This window comes from Microbacterium aurantiacum (assembly GCF_002872075.1).
Classification (GTDB): Bacteria; Actinomycetota; Actinomycetes; order Actinomycetales; family Microbacteriaceae; genus Microbacterium; species Microbacterium aurantiacum_A.
Genome location: NZ_PGGU01000029.1, coordinates 127,702 through 143,334, shown reverse-complemented (window position 1 = coordinate 143,334; position 15,633 = coordinate 127,702). Strand labels below are relative to the sequence as shown.

Genomic DNA, 15,633 nt, shown 5'->3' with positions numbered 1-15,633 from the left:
TGAGAAAACGTTTCCCGGGCAGCGATGCCCGCCTGCTGCAGTCGATGAAGAGACAGCGAGATGACGAAGACCAGATATGCCATCGCCGGTGCCGGGCACCGCGCGCAGATGTACGTCGACGCCATCATCGGCACTCACCGCGACCGCGCCGAGCTCGTCGCGATCTGCGAACCCAACCCGACGCGCGCCCTTTATCACAGCGACATCGTCACCGCTGCCGGCCTCCCCGCTCCCCGCATCGGAGCCCCGGCAGAGCTCGAGCAGCTCATCCGCGAGGAGAGCGTCGACCGTGTCATCATCTGCGCACGTGACGACCTGCATTCCGAGCTCATCATCCGCTCGCTCGAGGCCGGCGCCGACGTCGTGGTCGAGAAACCGCTGACCATCGATGCGGCGAGCGCGCACCGCATCGAACAGGCCGTCGAGCGCACCGGCCGCCGCGTGGTGCTCACGTTCAACTACCGCTACTCGCCCCGCAACAGCGCTCTGCGCCGCGTGATCCAGGACGGCACGATCGGCGAAGTCACATCGGTGGACTTCTCCTGGGTGCTCGACACCAGCCATGGTGCCGACTACTTCCGCCGCTGGCACCGCGAGAAGAAGAACTCCGGCGGACTGCTCGTGCACAAGGCCAGTCACCACTTCGATCTCGTGAACTGGTGGATCCGCTCGACACCGACGCGCGTGTACGCCTCAGGCGGGCTGCGGTTCTACGGCGCAGCCAACGCCGAGGCGCGCGGACTCGGCGCGCGCCCCGAGCGCGGGACACACGACGGCGGCGACCTCTTCGAACTCGACCTCCGCACCGACGCTCGCCTGTCGGCGCTCTACCTCGACGCCGAGCAGCACGACGGATACCGCCGCGACCTCGACGTCTTCAGCGGCGGCATCACGATCGAGGACAATCTCGCCCTCGTCGTCGACTACGCCTCCGGAGCCACGCTCTCCTATTCGCTGAACGCGCACGCCCCCTGGGAGGGGTACCGCGTCGCCGTGAACGGCACCCTCGGCCGCGCCGAACTCGACGTCGTCGAGCGCGGCGCAGTGCTCGAGGGCGACGGACTCCACCGCGCGGTCGATCCGAGCCTCGCCGGCGCGACCGGCCCGGTGAGCCCGCGATCGGAGGGCGAGCGCCTGATCGTTCAGAAGCACTGGGAACCGGCGTACGACGTCCCGATCGAGTCAGACAGAGGCGGCCACGGCGGCGGCGATGCGCTGCTTCTCGCGGATGTCTTCGCCGGCCCTGGAGAGGATCCGCTGGCGCGCCCAGCGGACTGGACGGACGGCATCCGCTCGATCGCGGTCGGCATCGCCGGCAACCTTTCCCTGGAGAGCGGGATGCCGGTCTCCGTCGACGATCTCGGCATCGCCCTGCTGCAGGGTTCCGAACGGCGCGGGCGATGAGGATCGTCGTCACCGGCGGTTCGGGCCGCCTCGGCAGATCGCTGGTCGCGGAACTGGCGGATGCCGGTCACGAGCTGGTGTCTTTCGATCGCACGCCGTCGAACGAACTCGTCAGAGACGGCATCGAGCAGGTGTCCGTCGACCTGACGGATGCCGCGGCCGCCCTCGACGCGCTGACCACCTCGGGTGCCGACGCGCTGATCCATCTCGCCGCCATCGCGGTGCCGTTCAGCGCTCCGGAGGACGTGATCATGCGCACGAACGCGGCCTTGGCCATGTCCGTGCTCGGCGGTGCCGTTCAGGCCGGCATCCCGCGCATCGTCGCGGCCTCCAGCCCGACCGTGATCGGCTACGGCGCACCGGCGGGCTGGGTTCCGGAGCGTCTGCCGCTGGACGAGGAGTCGCTGACGCACCCGTGGAACGCCTACGGCCTGTCGAAGCTCGTGATCGAGCAGACCCTGGGAATGCTGCAGCGCCAGACCGGCGACGCCACCCGGTTCGCCGCATTCCGCCCGTGCTATGTGATCGCCCCCGAGGAATGGGCGGGTGCGCCGACCCAGCAGGGTCACACCGTGCTCGAGCGCCTCGACGACCCGGCGCTCGCCGCCCCCGCACTGTTCAACTATGTCGATGCCCGCGACGTCGCGGCCTTCGCCGACACGCTGCTGCGGGGTATCGGGGACATCCCCAACGGCGAGGTGTTCTTCGTGGGCGCCAACGACGCGCTTGCACGGGAGCAGCTCAGCGACCTGATCCCCCGGTTCCACCCCGGAGCAGCCAGGGCGGCGCTCGCCCTCACCGGTGACGCCCCGGCCTTCAGCTCGGCGAAGGCCGCGCGCGTGCTCGGCTGGTATCCGAGCCGCAGCTGGCGCACCGAACTCGCCGTCGCCGTGTCGACTCGTGCCCCGGGCTCGGCGACCCACACCGATTGAAAGGACCGGCATGGACTTCCGCGGAATCCTGTTCTTCCCCGTCACCCCGTTCGATGACGCAGGCGTCGTCGACCATGACCTGCTCGCCGCCCACATCGACACAGGCGTCGCGGCAGGGGCGGGAGGAGTCTTCCCGGCATGCGGCACCGGCGAATTCCACGCTCTGTCCGCTGCCGAGGCGAGCGCCGTCACGCGCACCGCCGTGCAGTCGGCCGGCGGACGGGTTCCGGTCGTCGCCGGTACCGGCGGGCCGCTCGGGCACGCGCGGGACATCGCCGGGGCGGCAGCGGATGCCGGTGCCGACGGGCTGCTGGTGCTGCCGCCGTACCTGGTCGGAGGCACGCAGCAGGGCCTCGTCTCCTACGTCGAGCAGATCCTCTCGACATCCGATCTCCCGGTCATCGTGTACCACCGCGGCACAGCCCAGTACTCCGTCGCCGCGGCGCGGCGGCTGGCCGAGAACCCGAAAGTGGTCGGCTTCAAGGACGGCACCGGCGACATCGGCACGACCCAGCTGATCGTCCGCGCCGTCGCCGAGGCCGGCCGTGACGACTTCGCCTTCTTCAACGGCCTGCTCACCGCCGAGCTGACGCAGGCCGCCTACCGCGGCATCGGCGTTCCGCTGTACTCCTCGGCGGCGTTCGCCATGATCCCCGAGGTCGCGAACGCTTACTACCGCGCGTACGCCGACGACGATGAGGTGCGCCGTCTCGCCCTCCTCGACGGCTTCTACCGCCCGCTCGTCGCCCTCCGCGACGAGACCCCCGGGTTCGGCGTCTCGCTGATCAAGGCGGGACTGCGACTCTCCGGGCTCGCCGTCGGCTCAGTGCGGCCGCCCCTCGTCGACCCGACACCAGCGCAGGAACGGCGGCTGGCGGAGATCCTGGAGGCGGGGCGCGCGCTGCTGTGAGCACGATCGCCCGCTTCGAGACGCGACTGCAGCGCGTGCCGCTGACACGCCCGTGGGCCGCCGAGGTGACCTCCGTCGGCGTCATCGCCACGCACGTCGTGCGCTCGGACGGTGCTGAGGGATGGGGCTTCTCGTGGACCCCGCAGATCGGTGCCGAAGCCGTGCACGCGCTGCTCGCCCATGACATCACGGCGGCGGCCATCGGCCTGCCCGCGAGTCCGGGCGCCTGCTGGCAGAGGGTGTGGGAGCACCTGCACGAGGCGGGTGGCGGAGGCATCACCACGATCGCGCTCGCCGGGCTCGACCTCGCGCTGTGGGATGCCGAGGCCCGAGCCCGGGGGCTGCCGGTCTCGGCTCTGCTCGGCCGGCGCCGGGAGCGCGTGCACGCCTACGGCTCAGGGGTGAACCTGCACTACTCGGAGGACGAGCTGACGGCACAGGTCCGGCGCTGGCTGGACGCCGGCTTCGACGCCGTCAAGATCAAAGTCGGGAGGCCGGATCTCGCGGAGGACGTCGATCGCGTGGCTCTGGTGCGCGATCTGTTGGGCCCCGGCCGCACCCTGATGCTCGACGCGAATCAGCGCTGGGATCTGGCACGAGCCGGCCGGTCGATCGAGGCGCTGGCGGCTTTCGACCCGGCGTGGATCGAGGAGCCCCTGCGCGCGGACGACCTGGCCGGGCACACCGAGCTGGCACGGCGCATCACGGTGCCGATCGCGCTCGGAGAGAATCTGCACACCGCGCACCGGTTCGCCGACTTCCTCCGGGCCGGCGCGGCGCAGATCGTGCAGCCGAACATCATCCGGGTCGGCGGCATCACCCCGTTCCTGCGGATCGCCGAGATCGCGGCCTCGTACGGCGCGACCCTGCACCCCCACCTGCTACCCGAACTCTCCGGTCAGCTCGCGCTGACGCTCGCCGGCGACCCGATGGCCGAGGACGTCGAGGATGCCGGCTTCGGTGCGCTCGGCGCGCTCGCCGATCCGTCACCGGTCATGATCGCCGACGGCCACCTCACCGAAACCGCGCACGCCGGTCTCGGCATCCGCTTCTCCCCCGTCCTCTCCGAAAAGGAACTGCCATGACCACGATCGAAGAGCTCGAGTCCATCCTCGCCGAGTCGGCATCCGCCGCTCCCGTCTGGCGCCATTCGACGGCCCTCGAGCGCGCCGCGTGGCTGCGCGCCGCCGCCGACGCCCTGGACGCGAACGCGGCTGAACTCGTCGCGATCGCCGACGAGGAGACGCATCTGGGACAAGCCCGGCTGACTGGCGAGGTCGGCCGGACCAGCGGACAGCTGCGGCTGTTCGCGACCGTGGTCGAGGAGGGCTCCTACCTCGAACTCACGATCGACGACGCCGATGCCGCGGCGACACCGCCACGGCCGGAGCTGCGCCGCCTGCTCGTGCCGCTGGGGCCGGTGGCCGTGTTCTCGGCGTCGAACTTCCCGTTCGCGTTCTCCGTGGTCGGCGGGGACACCGCCTCGGCCTGGGCGGCGGGGAATCCGGTCGTCGTGAAGGCGCATTCCGGCCACCCGCGCCTCTCCGAGCGCACCGCCGAGATCGTGCGCGCAGCGCTGCACGCCGCGGGAGCACCGGAGGGTTCGCTGGGGCTCGTGGAGGGCCGCGAAGCCGGGAACGCCCTCGTGCGGCATCCCTCGATTCAGGCCGCCGGATTCACCGGGTCGCTGTCCGGCGGGCGGACCCTGTTCGATCTCGCGTCCTCGCGTCCCGACCCGATCCCGTTCTACGGAGAGCTCGGCAGCGTCAACCCCGTCGTCATCACGGAGGCGGCCGCCCGGGCGCGCGGCGGCGACCTCGCCGCCGGCCTGGTCGGATCGTTCACGCTGGGTGCAGGGCAGTTCTGCACCAAGCCGGGCGTGGTGTTCGTGCCCGCTGAGGCCGGCTTCGAGGATGCCGTTGCGGATGCCGTCACCAGCGCCGCGGGCGGGCGGCTGCTGACCGACCGGATCACCGCCGCCTTCCCCGAGGGGATCGCACACCTGCAGGCCGACGATTCCGTCTCCATCGTCGCGCTCGGCGCAGACGGCGAGGGAGCCCGCCCCGTCGTGCTGACCACGGACGCCGCCGCGGTCGCGGCCCGCCCGGAGGTGCTTCTCGAAGAGTGCTTCGGCCCGGTCACGCTGCTGGTGCGGTACTCCGGCGAGGACGAACTGCGCGCGGCACTCCGCGCTGTTCCCGGAAGTCTCACGGCAACCCTGCACTCCGAAGCATCCGACGATGTCTCGGAGATCCTCGACCTGCTGCAGCAGCACGCCGGCCGCGTGCTGTTCGCCGGATGGCCGACCGGAGTCGCCGTGACGTGGTCTCAGCAGCACGGAGGCCCGTGGCCGGCGACCACGTCGGTGCACACCTCCGTCGGCGCGACGGCCATCCGCCGCTTCCTGCGCCCGATCGCCTTCCAGGACGCACCGCAGCACCTGCTCCCGCTGCCGCTGCGCGACGACAGCATCACCTCGCTTCCGCACCGCCGCAACGGCGAGCTGCGTCTGCCGGAGAGGACGGCACGATGACCTATCACCTCGCCGGCGACTCGACCGTCGCGCCGATGAAGCCCGGTGAGGAGCCGATGTCCGGCTGGGGTGAGGCGCTCGCGCAGCGCGTGGACGCCCCGGTGCGGAATCTGGCCTTCGGCGGCGCGACGACCGAGTCCTTCCTGGCCTCCGGCTCGTGGGATCGCCTGATCGCCGAGGTGAAACCAGGAGACACCGTGGTCATCCAGTTCGGCCACAACGACCAGAAGCATCCGGAGCTGCTGGCGGCGCGCGGCGGCTACACCGAGCGACTGCGTCGTTTCGTCGCCGAGACCCGCCAATACGGCGCCACCGCAGTGCTGTGCACGTCGTGCGAGCGGCGCTGGTTCGCCGATGGCCGGGTCGTCCCCACGCACGGCGACTATCCGAACGCGGTGCGCGACCTCGCCCGCGAACTCGACGCTCCACTGATCGATCTCACCGTGTTCACGACATGGCTGTACGAGGACCTCGGCGACGAGGGCTCGGCGAAGCTCCTGTCGCACTACGCGCCCGGCGAGACGTCGGCGTGGCCGGACGGCCTCGTCGACGATACGCACTTCCGGTGGGAGGGAGCGCAGCGGATCGCGGCGTTCGTCGCCCGCTCCCTGCGTGCCGTCGAGCGCAAGGACGGCGATGGCGCCCCGCGAGGCGGCACCCTCGTCAGCTGAGCAGACCCGCTATTGACACGATTCAATGGTCCGCGTACTGTCGTGGAAAGCGCTTACTTGTGGAGCGCGACCAGTACCGCCGTCGCCATGATTCGTCCCAAAGGAGGGGCAGATGAGCACCACCGCTGCACCCGCCGGCTGGGCCATACGTCTCCACGACGCGATGGACTGGATCTTCTGGGTGGCCCGGATCAACGTGCTCTGGTGGCTGTTCACCCTCGCCGGAGCCGGCGTGCTCGGCGCAGCCCCGGCCTCCGTGGCCGCGACGACGATGACCCGGCAACGACTCCGCGGTGAGTCCGTCCCGCTGCTCCGAGGTTTCGCCCGCACGTGGAAACGCGAGTTCCTCCGCGCGAACGCCACCGCCGGCCCGGCCATCTGGGCGAGCACCGTGCTCGGCGTCGCCGCAGCCGGCACCACGGACCCTGCGCTGCGCGTGACCTTCCTGGCGGCTTTCGTCCTGGCATTCGCCAACGCCTGCGTCGTTATCCCCCTCTACGCGCACTACGACGTTCCCCTGGGGTCCTACATCTCGGTGGCCGGGCGATGGTCGCTGCGGAACATCCCGCACGTGCTCCTCCTGCTACTCAGCGCCGTCGTGATCGTCACCGTCAGCAGCGCGGTGCCCGGCATCGTCCCCTTCCTCACGATGGGCGCGTGGATCGTCATCAACACCGTGCTCGCCGTCGGCTTCTTCACCGCCAACGACAAACGCATCGATGCGGACCTGACCCACTGACCGAGGCATCAGCCGATCCGTCCACGGGCCGGCAGAGCCATCCGACACCACCGATCCGGCACCCCGACGAAGGAGTTCCCCCATGAAACGCACACCCCTTGCAGCCACTGCGCTTGCCGCCACGATCACGATCGCTCTGACGGGCTGCGGCTCCGGAGCCGCTGCGCCCGAGGAGGGCGCCGAGCTCGAGTCCCTCTCGATCATGGCTCCGTACCTGGTCACGAATGCACCGACCGAGGGCAACGAGATCGAGACGGCACTGGAAGAGGTCGCCGGGGTCGACCTCAAGCTCAACTGGGTCCCGAACGCGTCCTACGGCGACAAGGTGAACATCACCCTCGCCGGCGACGACCTCCCTCAGGTGATGGTCGTGCAGGGCAAGGACCCGGGTTTCGTCCGCAACGCCGAGGCGGGTGCCTTCTGGGATCTCACCGACTATCTCGGCGACTACCCGAACCTGAAGACGAACCTCCCCGAGGTTCAGAAGGCGGCCAGCGTCAACGGCAAGGTCTACGGAATCTTCCGTGCGCGAGACGTGATGCGTGAAGCGGTCATCGTCCGCAAGGACTGGCTGGAGAACCTCGGCCTCGAACTTCCGAAGACGACCGAAGACCTGTACGAGGTCGCGAAGGCGTTCACCCAGAACGACCCGGACGGCAACGGCGTCGACGACACCTACGGGATCATCGTCCCGAAGTGGCCGGGGACCATCGGCACCAACAGCCCATGGGATGCCATCGAGACCTGGTACGGCGCAGGCAACCGCTGGACGGAACGCGATGGCGAACTCGTGCCGAACTTCACCACCGATGAATGGCTGGAAGCCGTCGAGTTCGAGCGCCGGCTCGTCGATGAGGGACTCGTGAACCGGGACTTCGCGACCTTCGACTCCGCGACCTGGAACGAGCCCTTCCTCAATGGCAAGGGCGGCATCATCCTCGACGTGCACTCGCGCGCCGGCCAGCTGATCTCCCTGCTGAAGCAGTCGCAGCCCGACGCATTCAGCGAGTACGTCGACATCACGGGGAACCTCGAAGGGCCGGACGGTGAGCTTCACGCGCTGCCCACCGCCGGCTACAGCGGATTCCTCGCGATTCCGAAGTCGTCGGTGCGCACGGAGGCGGAACTCCGCGGTGTCCTGGAGGTGCTCGACAAGTTGAACTCGGATGAGGCCGGGCCGATCCTCAACAACGGCATCGAAGGCACCACCTACACGCTCGACGGCGATCTCGCTGTCGCCGTCGACGGCGTCCCGCAGGAGCTGAAAGACGCCGTGCTGAGCTACTCGCAGCTGGGCATGAACGTCAACGGGTTCAAGGGCTACCTCCCCAAGCAGCCGTCCGAGTACGAGCAGCAGATGTACGACAAGCGCAAGGAGATCGAGGCGGCCGACCTCGAGCATGCGGAGTTCGACCCGTCCGCTCCGTTCGTGTCCGAGACGTACATCTCGAAGGGCGCGCAGCTCGACACGATCGTGGCGGATGCCCGGATCCAGTTCCTCGCGGGCCAGATCACCCTCGGTGACGTCGAGAAGGCCATCGAGCTCTGGCGCTCGAGCGGCGGTGACGACGTGATCAAGGAGATCAACGAACTGGCCGAAGCCGGCTCCTGAGTCCGGTCGGGCCGGCAGGGTCACTGCCGGCCCGACGTATTCGAGAAGAGAAGATCATGGCAATCCCTGATACCTCGACGCTGCAGGCGGCAACCGTCACCGAAACCCTCGTCCTGCCGAAGAAGCAACGACGACGATCCAGCGCAGCGCACTTCCGCAGATACAAGTGGCTGTACCTGCTGCTGGTCCCGGGAGTCGCCTACTTCCTGGTCTTCCGTTACTGGCCCATGTACGGCGCCCTCATCGCGTTCAAGGACTACATCCCGTTCCTCGGGGTGAACGACAGCCCCTGGGTCGGCACGAGTCATTTCGAGGACTTCTTCTCCAGTCCGGACTTCCCCCGCCTGCTCACGAACACGCTGATCCTCGCGCTGCTCAGCCTCGTGATCGCCTTCCCGTTGACGATCGTCGCGGCGCTGCTGCTGAACGAACTGCGCGTGATCGTCCTCAAGCGCACGGTGCAGACCCTGCTCTATGTGCCGCACTTCCTGTCCTGGACGGTCGTCGCCTCGCTGACCTATCTGCTCTTCGCCCTCGACGTCGGGCCGCTCTTCCAGCTCATCAACGGGGTGCTGGGCACAGACGTCGACTTCCTGGCCGACCCCTCCTGGTTCCGCCCGATCATCGTGCTGCAGGACATCTGGAAGAACACCGGCTGGGGAACCATCATCTTCCTCGCGGCTCTCGCCACCGTCGACCAGGAGCAGTACGAAGCCGCCATCATCGACGGCGCCGGACGGTTCCAGCGCGTGTGGCACATCACGCTCCCGTCGATCATGCCGACCATCATCGTCATGCTCGTGCTGCAGATGGGCCAGGTGCTCAACACCGGTTTCGAGCAGATCTATCTCATGACCAACGCGCTGAACCGTTCGGTCGCCGATGTCTTCGACACGTACGTCTACTTCATGGGCATCACGCAGGGCTCGTACAGCTACGCGACCGCGGTCGGCTTGTTCAAAGCCGTCGTCGGAGTCGTTCTGATCTTCGGGGCCAACTGGCTCGCGCGACGCACCAACCAGACGGGGATCTTCTGATGACTCGACCGAAGGACCGATTCAACACCCCGAGCGGACGCGTCTTCGACGTCTTCAATGTCGCGCTGATGGTCATCGTCGGCGTCATCGCGCTCATCCCGTTCGTCTTCGTGCTCGCAGGCTCGTTCGCCACCGAGGCGGAACTCGCGAGCCGATCGTTCTTCCTCTGGCCCGAGACGTTCTCCCTCGACGCCTACGAAGCGATCTTCACGAGCCCCTCGTTCGTGCGCGCACTCGTCACCACCGTCCTGGTCACCGCCGTCGGCACCGCGGTGCAGCTCTTCCTGACCGCCACGATGGCGTATCCGCTCAGCAAGGCGCAGCTCCCGGGCGGCCGTGTGATCATCACGCTCGTCGTGTTCACGATGGTGTTCTCCGGTGGCATGATCCCGACCTTCCTGGTCGTCAAGGACCTCGGGCTGCTGGACAACTACTGGGCGCTGATCCTGCCCGCCGCGATCAACCCGTTCAGCCTCATCATCATCAAGAACTTCTTCCAGCAGCTGCCCAACGAGCTCGAGGAGTCCGCGACCATCGACGGCGCGAACGAACTTCAGACGCTCTGGAGCATCATCCTCCCGCTCTCGAAACCGGTGCTCGCGACGTTCGCACTGTTCTACGCCGTCGGAATCTGGAACGACTTCATGTCGCCCCTGCTGTACCTCAACGACAACTCGATGTGGACGCTGCAGATGTTCCTGCGCCAGGTGACGGCGGCATCCGACCTTTCGGTCGTGGACCAGAGCGCCACCGAACTGCCCCCGGCGCAGGGCATCAAGTTCGCCGTGATCATCGTGGCGACTCTGCCGATCGTGCTGTTCTACCCCTTCCTGCAGAAGCATTTCGCCAAGGGAATGCTCATCGGCTCTGTGAAGGGATGACCCGGATGCTGATCTACAGCAACCCGCTGCGCACTCCCGACGACCTCGACGGATGGGTGAAGGAGGGCCCCGTGGATGCGACGACCGCGAGTGACGGGCTCATCCTGTCCTCGGCGGGGGGCTTCGACGACCACTGGACGATGTGGTGCCCGGAGACCTTCCCCGACCGCATCCGCATCACCTGGGAGTTCTCACCGCGTGCGGAGCCGGGACTCGCGATGCTCTTCTTCGGTTCGACCTCGCACGAGGGCGGGGACATCTTCGATCCCAGCCTGGCGACCCGCAGCGGCGCGTATCCGCAGTACCACTCCGGTGACATCCGCACCCTCCACGTCTCGTACTTCCGTCGGCGGTGGGAGGAGGAGCGCGCGTTCCACACGTGCAACCTGCGTAAATCACCCGGCTTCCATCTCGTCGCACAGGGGGCGGATCCTCTGCCGCCGGTGGTCGACGCCCGCGAGGCTTTCTACCGCATCAGCGTCGTCAAGGACGAGAGCCGCGTGGAATTCGCGATCGACGACCTCCTCCTGTTCACGTGGGAGGACGACCGCTCGACCGGCCCGCTGGTCGGATCCGGACGCATCGGATTCCGGCAGATGTCGCCGCTGGTCGCCTGTTACCGCAACCTGGAGGTGCACGCCCTGTGAACAGTGATGATCTGGTTCCCCTGCGATGGCTGGATGACGAGACTCCCGGCACGCTGCCGAACGGGACCACCTGGGGTTTCCCGCTCACGCGGGGGCGCGTACGAGACATCTCCTCGCTGCGCCTGCGCCGCCTTCCGGATTCAAATGAGCCCGCGCAGTTCTGGCCTCTTGCCACCTGGCCCGACGGCTCCCTCAAATGGGTCGGGGCGGCGCTCGGCGCCCGCGGGTCCGATCCCGGAGAGTACGCCGTCGTCGTGGGGGCGGAGGCACGCGCACCACGTCCCGGTGATGCGGCTGTTCGCGTCGACGTCGAGAACGAAGTGATCGCGGTCGACACGGGGCCGATGCGTCTGGAGTTCCCCGCCCTGCGAGATGGCGAGGTCTCGCCGGTGCTCTTCCATCGTCTGCTCCGCGACGGACGCATCGTCGCAGAACGGGCCCGGCTCATCAGTCTCCTCCAGCACGAGATCGTCGAAGAGGACGGCCGATCCGAGCGCCATTCCTACACTTCCGAGGTGCACACCGTACACGTCGAGCAGAGCGGCCCCGTTCGCGCGGTCATCCGGGTCGAGGGCGTTCACCGCGCCGAGGATGGAGACCGCACCTGGCTCCCGTTCGCCGTGCGCTTCGTGGCGATGGCGGGCTCGGGCTCTGTCCGGATGGTGCACTCCTTCATCTGGGACGGGGATGCGTCACAGGATTTCCTCGCCGGCCTCGGCCTGCGGATCGACGCTCCGCAGTCCTCCGCACTCCACGACCGGCATGTGCGCTTCAGCGGTGCCGACGACGGCTTCTTCGCCGAAGCCGTGCGCGGCATCACCGGTCTGCGCCGCGACCCCGGCGCTGAGGTCCGCGCCGCACAGATCGCGGGACATGCCACACCGCCCCTCGAGGACTGGGATCCGGCGGTCTCGGGCCGCCTGGCGCTCATCCCGTCCTGGGCGGACTTCTCGCTCGCGCAGCTCAGCGCCGACGGCTTCACGATCCGCAAGAGAACCAAGCCGGGACACAGCTGGATCGATGCGGCCGCCGGGGCGCGGTCTGAGGGATTCGTCTCGCTGTCTTCGCCCGACGGCGGCCTCGGCATCGGGATGAGATCGTTCTGGGAGTCGCATCCGGCACAGCTGGACATCCGGGATGCCGCGTCGGACCGGGCGCAACTGACCGCCTGGCTCTACTCGCCTCAGGCGCCGCCGATGGACATGCGGTTCTACCACGATGGCCTCGGCCAGGACGACTACGCCGCACAGCTCGAAGCGCTCGAGATCACCTACGAGGACTACGAGCCCGGATACGGAGATGCGCGTGGGATCGCCCGGACCCACGAGCTGACCCTGTTCGCCTACGCCACGACGCCGTCTCCGACCGAGATCTCCTCGGGCGTGCATGACGTGCAGCGACCGGCGCTGCTGCAGCCGACACCGCAGTACCTCCGCTCCGTCGGCGTGTTCGGCGATTGGGACCTGATCGACCGGTCCACGCCGGCGCGCGCCGAGATCGAGGGCAGCCTGGACTTCCTGACCCGCTTCTATCTCGATCAGGTCGACCAGCGCAGCTGGTACGGGTTCTGGAACTACGGCGACGTGATGCACGCCTATGACAGCGACCGCCATGTGTGGCGGTACGACGTCGGAGGATATGCATGGGACAACAGCGAGCTGTCCCCCGACCTCTGGCTCTGGTACTCCTATCTCCGCAGCGGCCGAGCCGACATCTTCCGGTTCGCCGAGGCGATGACCCGCCACACCGGTGAGGTCGACGTGTACCACCTCGGGCGATGGAAGGGGCTCGGGTCGCGGCACAACGTCCAGCACTGGGGCTGCAGCGCGAAGCAGCTGCGTATCAGCACGCCCGCATACCGGCGCTTCTTCCACTACCTCACCGCCGACGAGCGTGTGGGTGACCTGCTGACCGAGTTGCGGGACAGCGATACGCGGTTCCTCGACACCGACCCCACGCGCAAGGTCCGCCCGGACGCGGCCACCTACCGTCCGGCCCGCAACGCCCTCGCCATCGGGTTGGGGACGGACTGGGGATCGCTCGCCGCGACGTGGCTGTGCGACTGGGAGCGCACGGGCAACGAGCGCTCCCGCGACCGGCTGCTCGGCACCATGGCCGACATCGCAGCGCTGCCGAACGGATTCCTCACGGGCGAGGCGCTGTACGACATCGACACGGGTCGCCTGGACAGCCGACGGGATCAGATCGCCGTGTCGCATCTCAGTGCTGTGTTCGGGCTTGCCGAGATCTGCAGTGAGCTGATCACGCTCGTCGACATGCCCGGGTTCCGCGACGCCTGGCTCCAGTACTGCCGCCTGTACCTCGCCACCCCGGACGAGCAGCAGCGCGCGGTGGGCAGGCCGCTCACCGGCATCCACCTGGAGCAGGCGCACAGCCGGCTGGCCGCGTATGCGGCAGCGGCGACGCAGGATGCGAAGCTGGCTGACGACGCCTGGCGCGCCTTCGACGGGACGGGCGAGTGGCTGGTGCATCGCCGCGATCTCCGTCTCATCCGGATCACCCCGCCCCAGTCGCTGCATCCGGTCGACGAGGTGCCGACCGTATCCACCAACGATGCCGCGCAATACGGACTGGCCGCGATACAGAACCTCGCGCTCATCGGGGATCGCCTTGACCGCGCTTGACACGCGGGCGCTGCGCGACCTAATCTCAACGTAGTGAAACGATTCAAATGAGGTGCATCCAATGATCCGCGTGGTCTTCCAGCTCCAGGTCCGTCCTGAGTTGCTCGAGGAGTACGTCGCTCGCCATTCCCCGGTCCGGCCCGAGATGCTCGCCGAGATCGCGGCGGCCGGCCGCCGCAACTACTCGCTCTTCCTCGCCGAAGGGGGCCGTCTCATCGGCTACTACGAGACCGATGACGACGCGGCCGCCCGCGCGTACCTCGCCGGCTCCGAGGTCGCCACGCGGTGGGAGGCCGAGATGGCCCGCTTCTTCGTCGATCTCGACGGCCGTCCCGATCAGGCCGCCACTCCGCTCTCCGAGGTCTTCCACCTCGAAGACCAACTCGCCGCCGCCGGCGGCTTCACCGCATCCGACATCGACGACGAAGGCAGTGCCCCATGAGCATCCTCTCCCCCGACACCCTGGCAGCTCTCGAGCAGCAGGCGATCGAGCTCCCGTCCTGGGCGTTCGGGAATTCCGGCACCCGCTTCAAGGTGTTCGGCACTCCCGGCACCCCGCGCGATCCGTTCGAGAAGATCGCGGATGCCGCGCAGGTCAACAGGTACACCGCACTCGCCCCGAGCGTGGCGCTGCACATCCCGTGGGACATGTGCGATTTCGCCGACCTGCGTGCGCATGCCGAAGACCTCGGTGTCTCTCTCGGCACGATCAACTCCAACACGTTCCAGGACGACGACTACAAGTTCGGCGCGCTCACGCACGAAGATGCGGGCGTGCGGCGGAAGGCGATCGATCATCACCTGGCCTGCATCGACGTGATGGATGCCACGGGCTCGCGAGACCTGAAGATCTGGCTCGCCGAGGGCTCGAACTACCCGGGGCAGGCCGACCTCCGCGGCCGCCAGGACCGGCTGCAGGAGTCGCTGCAGGAGATCTACGCTCGCCTCACCGGCGACCAGCGCCTGGTGCTGGAGTACAAGTTCTTCGAGCCTGCGTTCTACCACACCGACGTTCCGGACTGGGGCACGTCCTACGCCCAGGTGAGCGCCCTCGGAGACCGGGCCATGGTGTGTCTTGACACCGGCCACCACGCACCCGGCACGAACATCGAGTTCATCGTGATGCAGCTGCTGCGCCTCGGAAAGCTGGGCTCGTTCGACTTCAACTCGCGCTTCTACGCCGATGACGACCTGATCGTGGGCGCCGCCGATCCGTTCCAGCTGTTCCGCATCCTCTTCGAGGTCATCCGCGGCGACGGCCTCAACAACCCCGACGTGGCCTTCATGCTCGACCAGTGCCACAACGTCGAGGACAAGATCCCCGGCCAGATCCGCTCGGTGCTCAACGTGCAGGAGATGACGGCGCGCGCGCTGCTCGTCGATCGCGATGCCCTCGCCGCGGCGCAGAAGTCGGGAGATGTGCTCGCGGCCAACGCCGTGTTCATGGACGCGTTCTACACCGACGTGCGCCCGGCACTGGCCGAGTGGCGCGAAGCCCGCGGGCTCGCCGGCGACCCGATGGCGGCGTACGCCGCATCCGGCTACCAGCAGACGATCGCGGTCGACCGCGTCGGCGGCGTGCAGGCGGGCTGGGGCGCGTGAGCGAGGGTCTTCGCAGGAGT

14 protein-coding genes are annotated in these 15,633 nt (G+C 68.2%); all 14 read left to right on the top strand.

Annotated features, from left to right (window positions below; translation table 11 throughout):
- The first annotated feature begins 60 nt into the window (after window positions 1-60).
- A complete protein-coding gene (locus tag CUR96_RS17685; protein ID WP_102194646.1) occupies window positions 61-1,404 on the top strand; it encodes a Gfo/Idh/MocA family protein in 1,344 nt (447 codons plus the stop codon).
- The gene (locus tag CUR96_RS17680) at window positions 1,401-2,336 is read left to right on the top strand and encodes an NAD-dependent epimerase/dehydratase family protein (RefSeq protein WP_102194645.1); all 936 of its coding nucleotides are present in this window, start codon (window positions 1,401-1,403) and stop codon (window positions 2,334-2,336) included. Before CUR96_RS17685 ends, CUR96_RS17680 begins: the two co-directional genes overlap by 4 nt.
- A gap of 10 nt (window positions 2,337-2,346) precedes the next feature.
- A complete protein-coding gene (locus CUR96_RS17675) occupies window positions 2,347-3,246 on the top strand; it encodes a 5-dehydro-4-deoxyglucarate dehydratase (protein ID WP_102194644.1) in 900 nt (299 codons plus the stop codon).
- Window positions 3,243-4,331 carry a mandelate racemase/muconate lactonizing enzyme family protein gene (locus tag CUR96_RS17670; protein ID WP_245861468.1) on the top strand — a complete coding sequence of 363 codons (1,089 nt, stop codon included), beginning with the start codon at window positions 3,243-3,245 and terminating at the stop codon, window positions 4,329-4,331. The genes CUR96_RS17675 and CUR96_RS17670 overlap by 4 nt, the downstream gene beginning before the upstream one ends.
- Window positions 4,328-5,779 carry an aldehyde dehydrogenase (NADP(+)) gene (locus CUR96_RS17665; protein ID WP_102194643.1) on the top strand — a complete coding sequence of 484 codons (1,452 nt, stop codon included), beginning with the start codon at window positions 4,328-4,330 and terminating at the stop codon, window positions 5,777-5,779. Before CUR96_RS17670 ends, CUR96_RS17665 begins: the two co-directional genes overlap by 4 nt.
- Complete coding sequence (locus CUR96_RS17660; RefSeq protein WP_102194642.1) at window positions 5,776-6,450, top strand: rhamnogalacturonan acetylesterase; 675 nt, start codon at window positions 5,776-5,778, stop codon at window positions 6,448-6,450. The genes CUR96_RS17665 and CUR96_RS17660 overlap by 4 nt, the downstream gene beginning before the upstream one ends.
- A gap of 112 nt (window positions 6,451-6,562) precedes the next feature.
- Window positions 6,563-7,189, top strand: coding sequence for a YesL family protein (locus CUR96_RS17655; RefSeq protein WP_102194641.1), 627 nt, complete (start codon window positions 6,563-6,565; stop codon window positions 7,187-7,189).
- 82 nt (window positions 7,190-7,271) lie between these two features.
- Entirely contained in the window at window positions 7,272-8,801 is a 1,530-nt protein-coding gene (locus CUR96_RS17650; RefSeq protein WP_102194640.1) for an extracellular solute-binding protein, read from the top strand.
- A 56-nt stretch (window positions 8,802-8,857) separates the two neighbouring features.
- The gene (locus CUR96_RS17645; protein WP_102194639.1) at window positions 8,858-9,838 is read left to right on the top strand and encodes an ABC transporter permease; all 981 of its coding nucleotides are present in this window, start codon (window positions 8,858-8,860) and stop codon (window positions 9,836-9,838) included.
- Complete coding sequence (locus CUR96_RS17640) at window positions 9,838-10,719, top strand: carbohydrate ABC transporter permease (RefSeq protein ID WP_102194638.1); 882 nt, start codon at window positions 9,838-9,840, stop codon at window positions 10,717-10,719. Before CUR96_RS17645 ends, CUR96_RS17640 begins: the two co-directional genes overlap by 1 nt.
- Before the next feature lie 5 nt (window positions 10,720-10,724).
- Window positions 10,725-11,366 carry a DUF1961 family protein gene (locus tag CUR96_RS17635; protein ID WP_245861466.1) on the top strand — a complete coding sequence of 214 codons (642 nt, stop codon included), beginning with the start codon at window positions 10,725-10,727 and terminating at the stop codon, window positions 11,364-11,366.
- The gene (locus CUR96_RS17630; protein ID WP_245861464.1) at window positions 11,363-14,011 is read left to right on the top strand and encodes a Tat pathway signal sequence domain protein; all 2,649 of its coding nucleotides are present in this window, start codon (window positions 11,363-11,365) and stop codon (window positions 14,009-14,011) included. Before CUR96_RS17635 ends, CUR96_RS17630 begins: the two co-directional genes overlap by 4 nt.
- Before the next feature lie 61 nt (window positions 14,012-14,072).
- Window positions 14,073-14,453, top strand: coding sequence for an L-rhamnose mutarotase (locus tag CUR96_RS17625; protein ID WP_102194636.1), 381 nt, complete (start codon window positions 14,073-14,075; stop codon window positions 14,451-14,453).
- Complete coding sequence (rhaI, locus tag CUR96_RS17620) at window positions 14,450-15,613, top strand: L-rhamnose isomerase (protein WP_102194635.1); 1,164 nt, start codon at window positions 14,450-14,452, stop codon at window positions 15,611-15,613. The genes CUR96_RS17625 and rhaI overlap by 4 nt, the downstream gene beginning before the upstream one ends.
- Window positions 15,614-15,633: the final 20 nt, after the last annotated feature.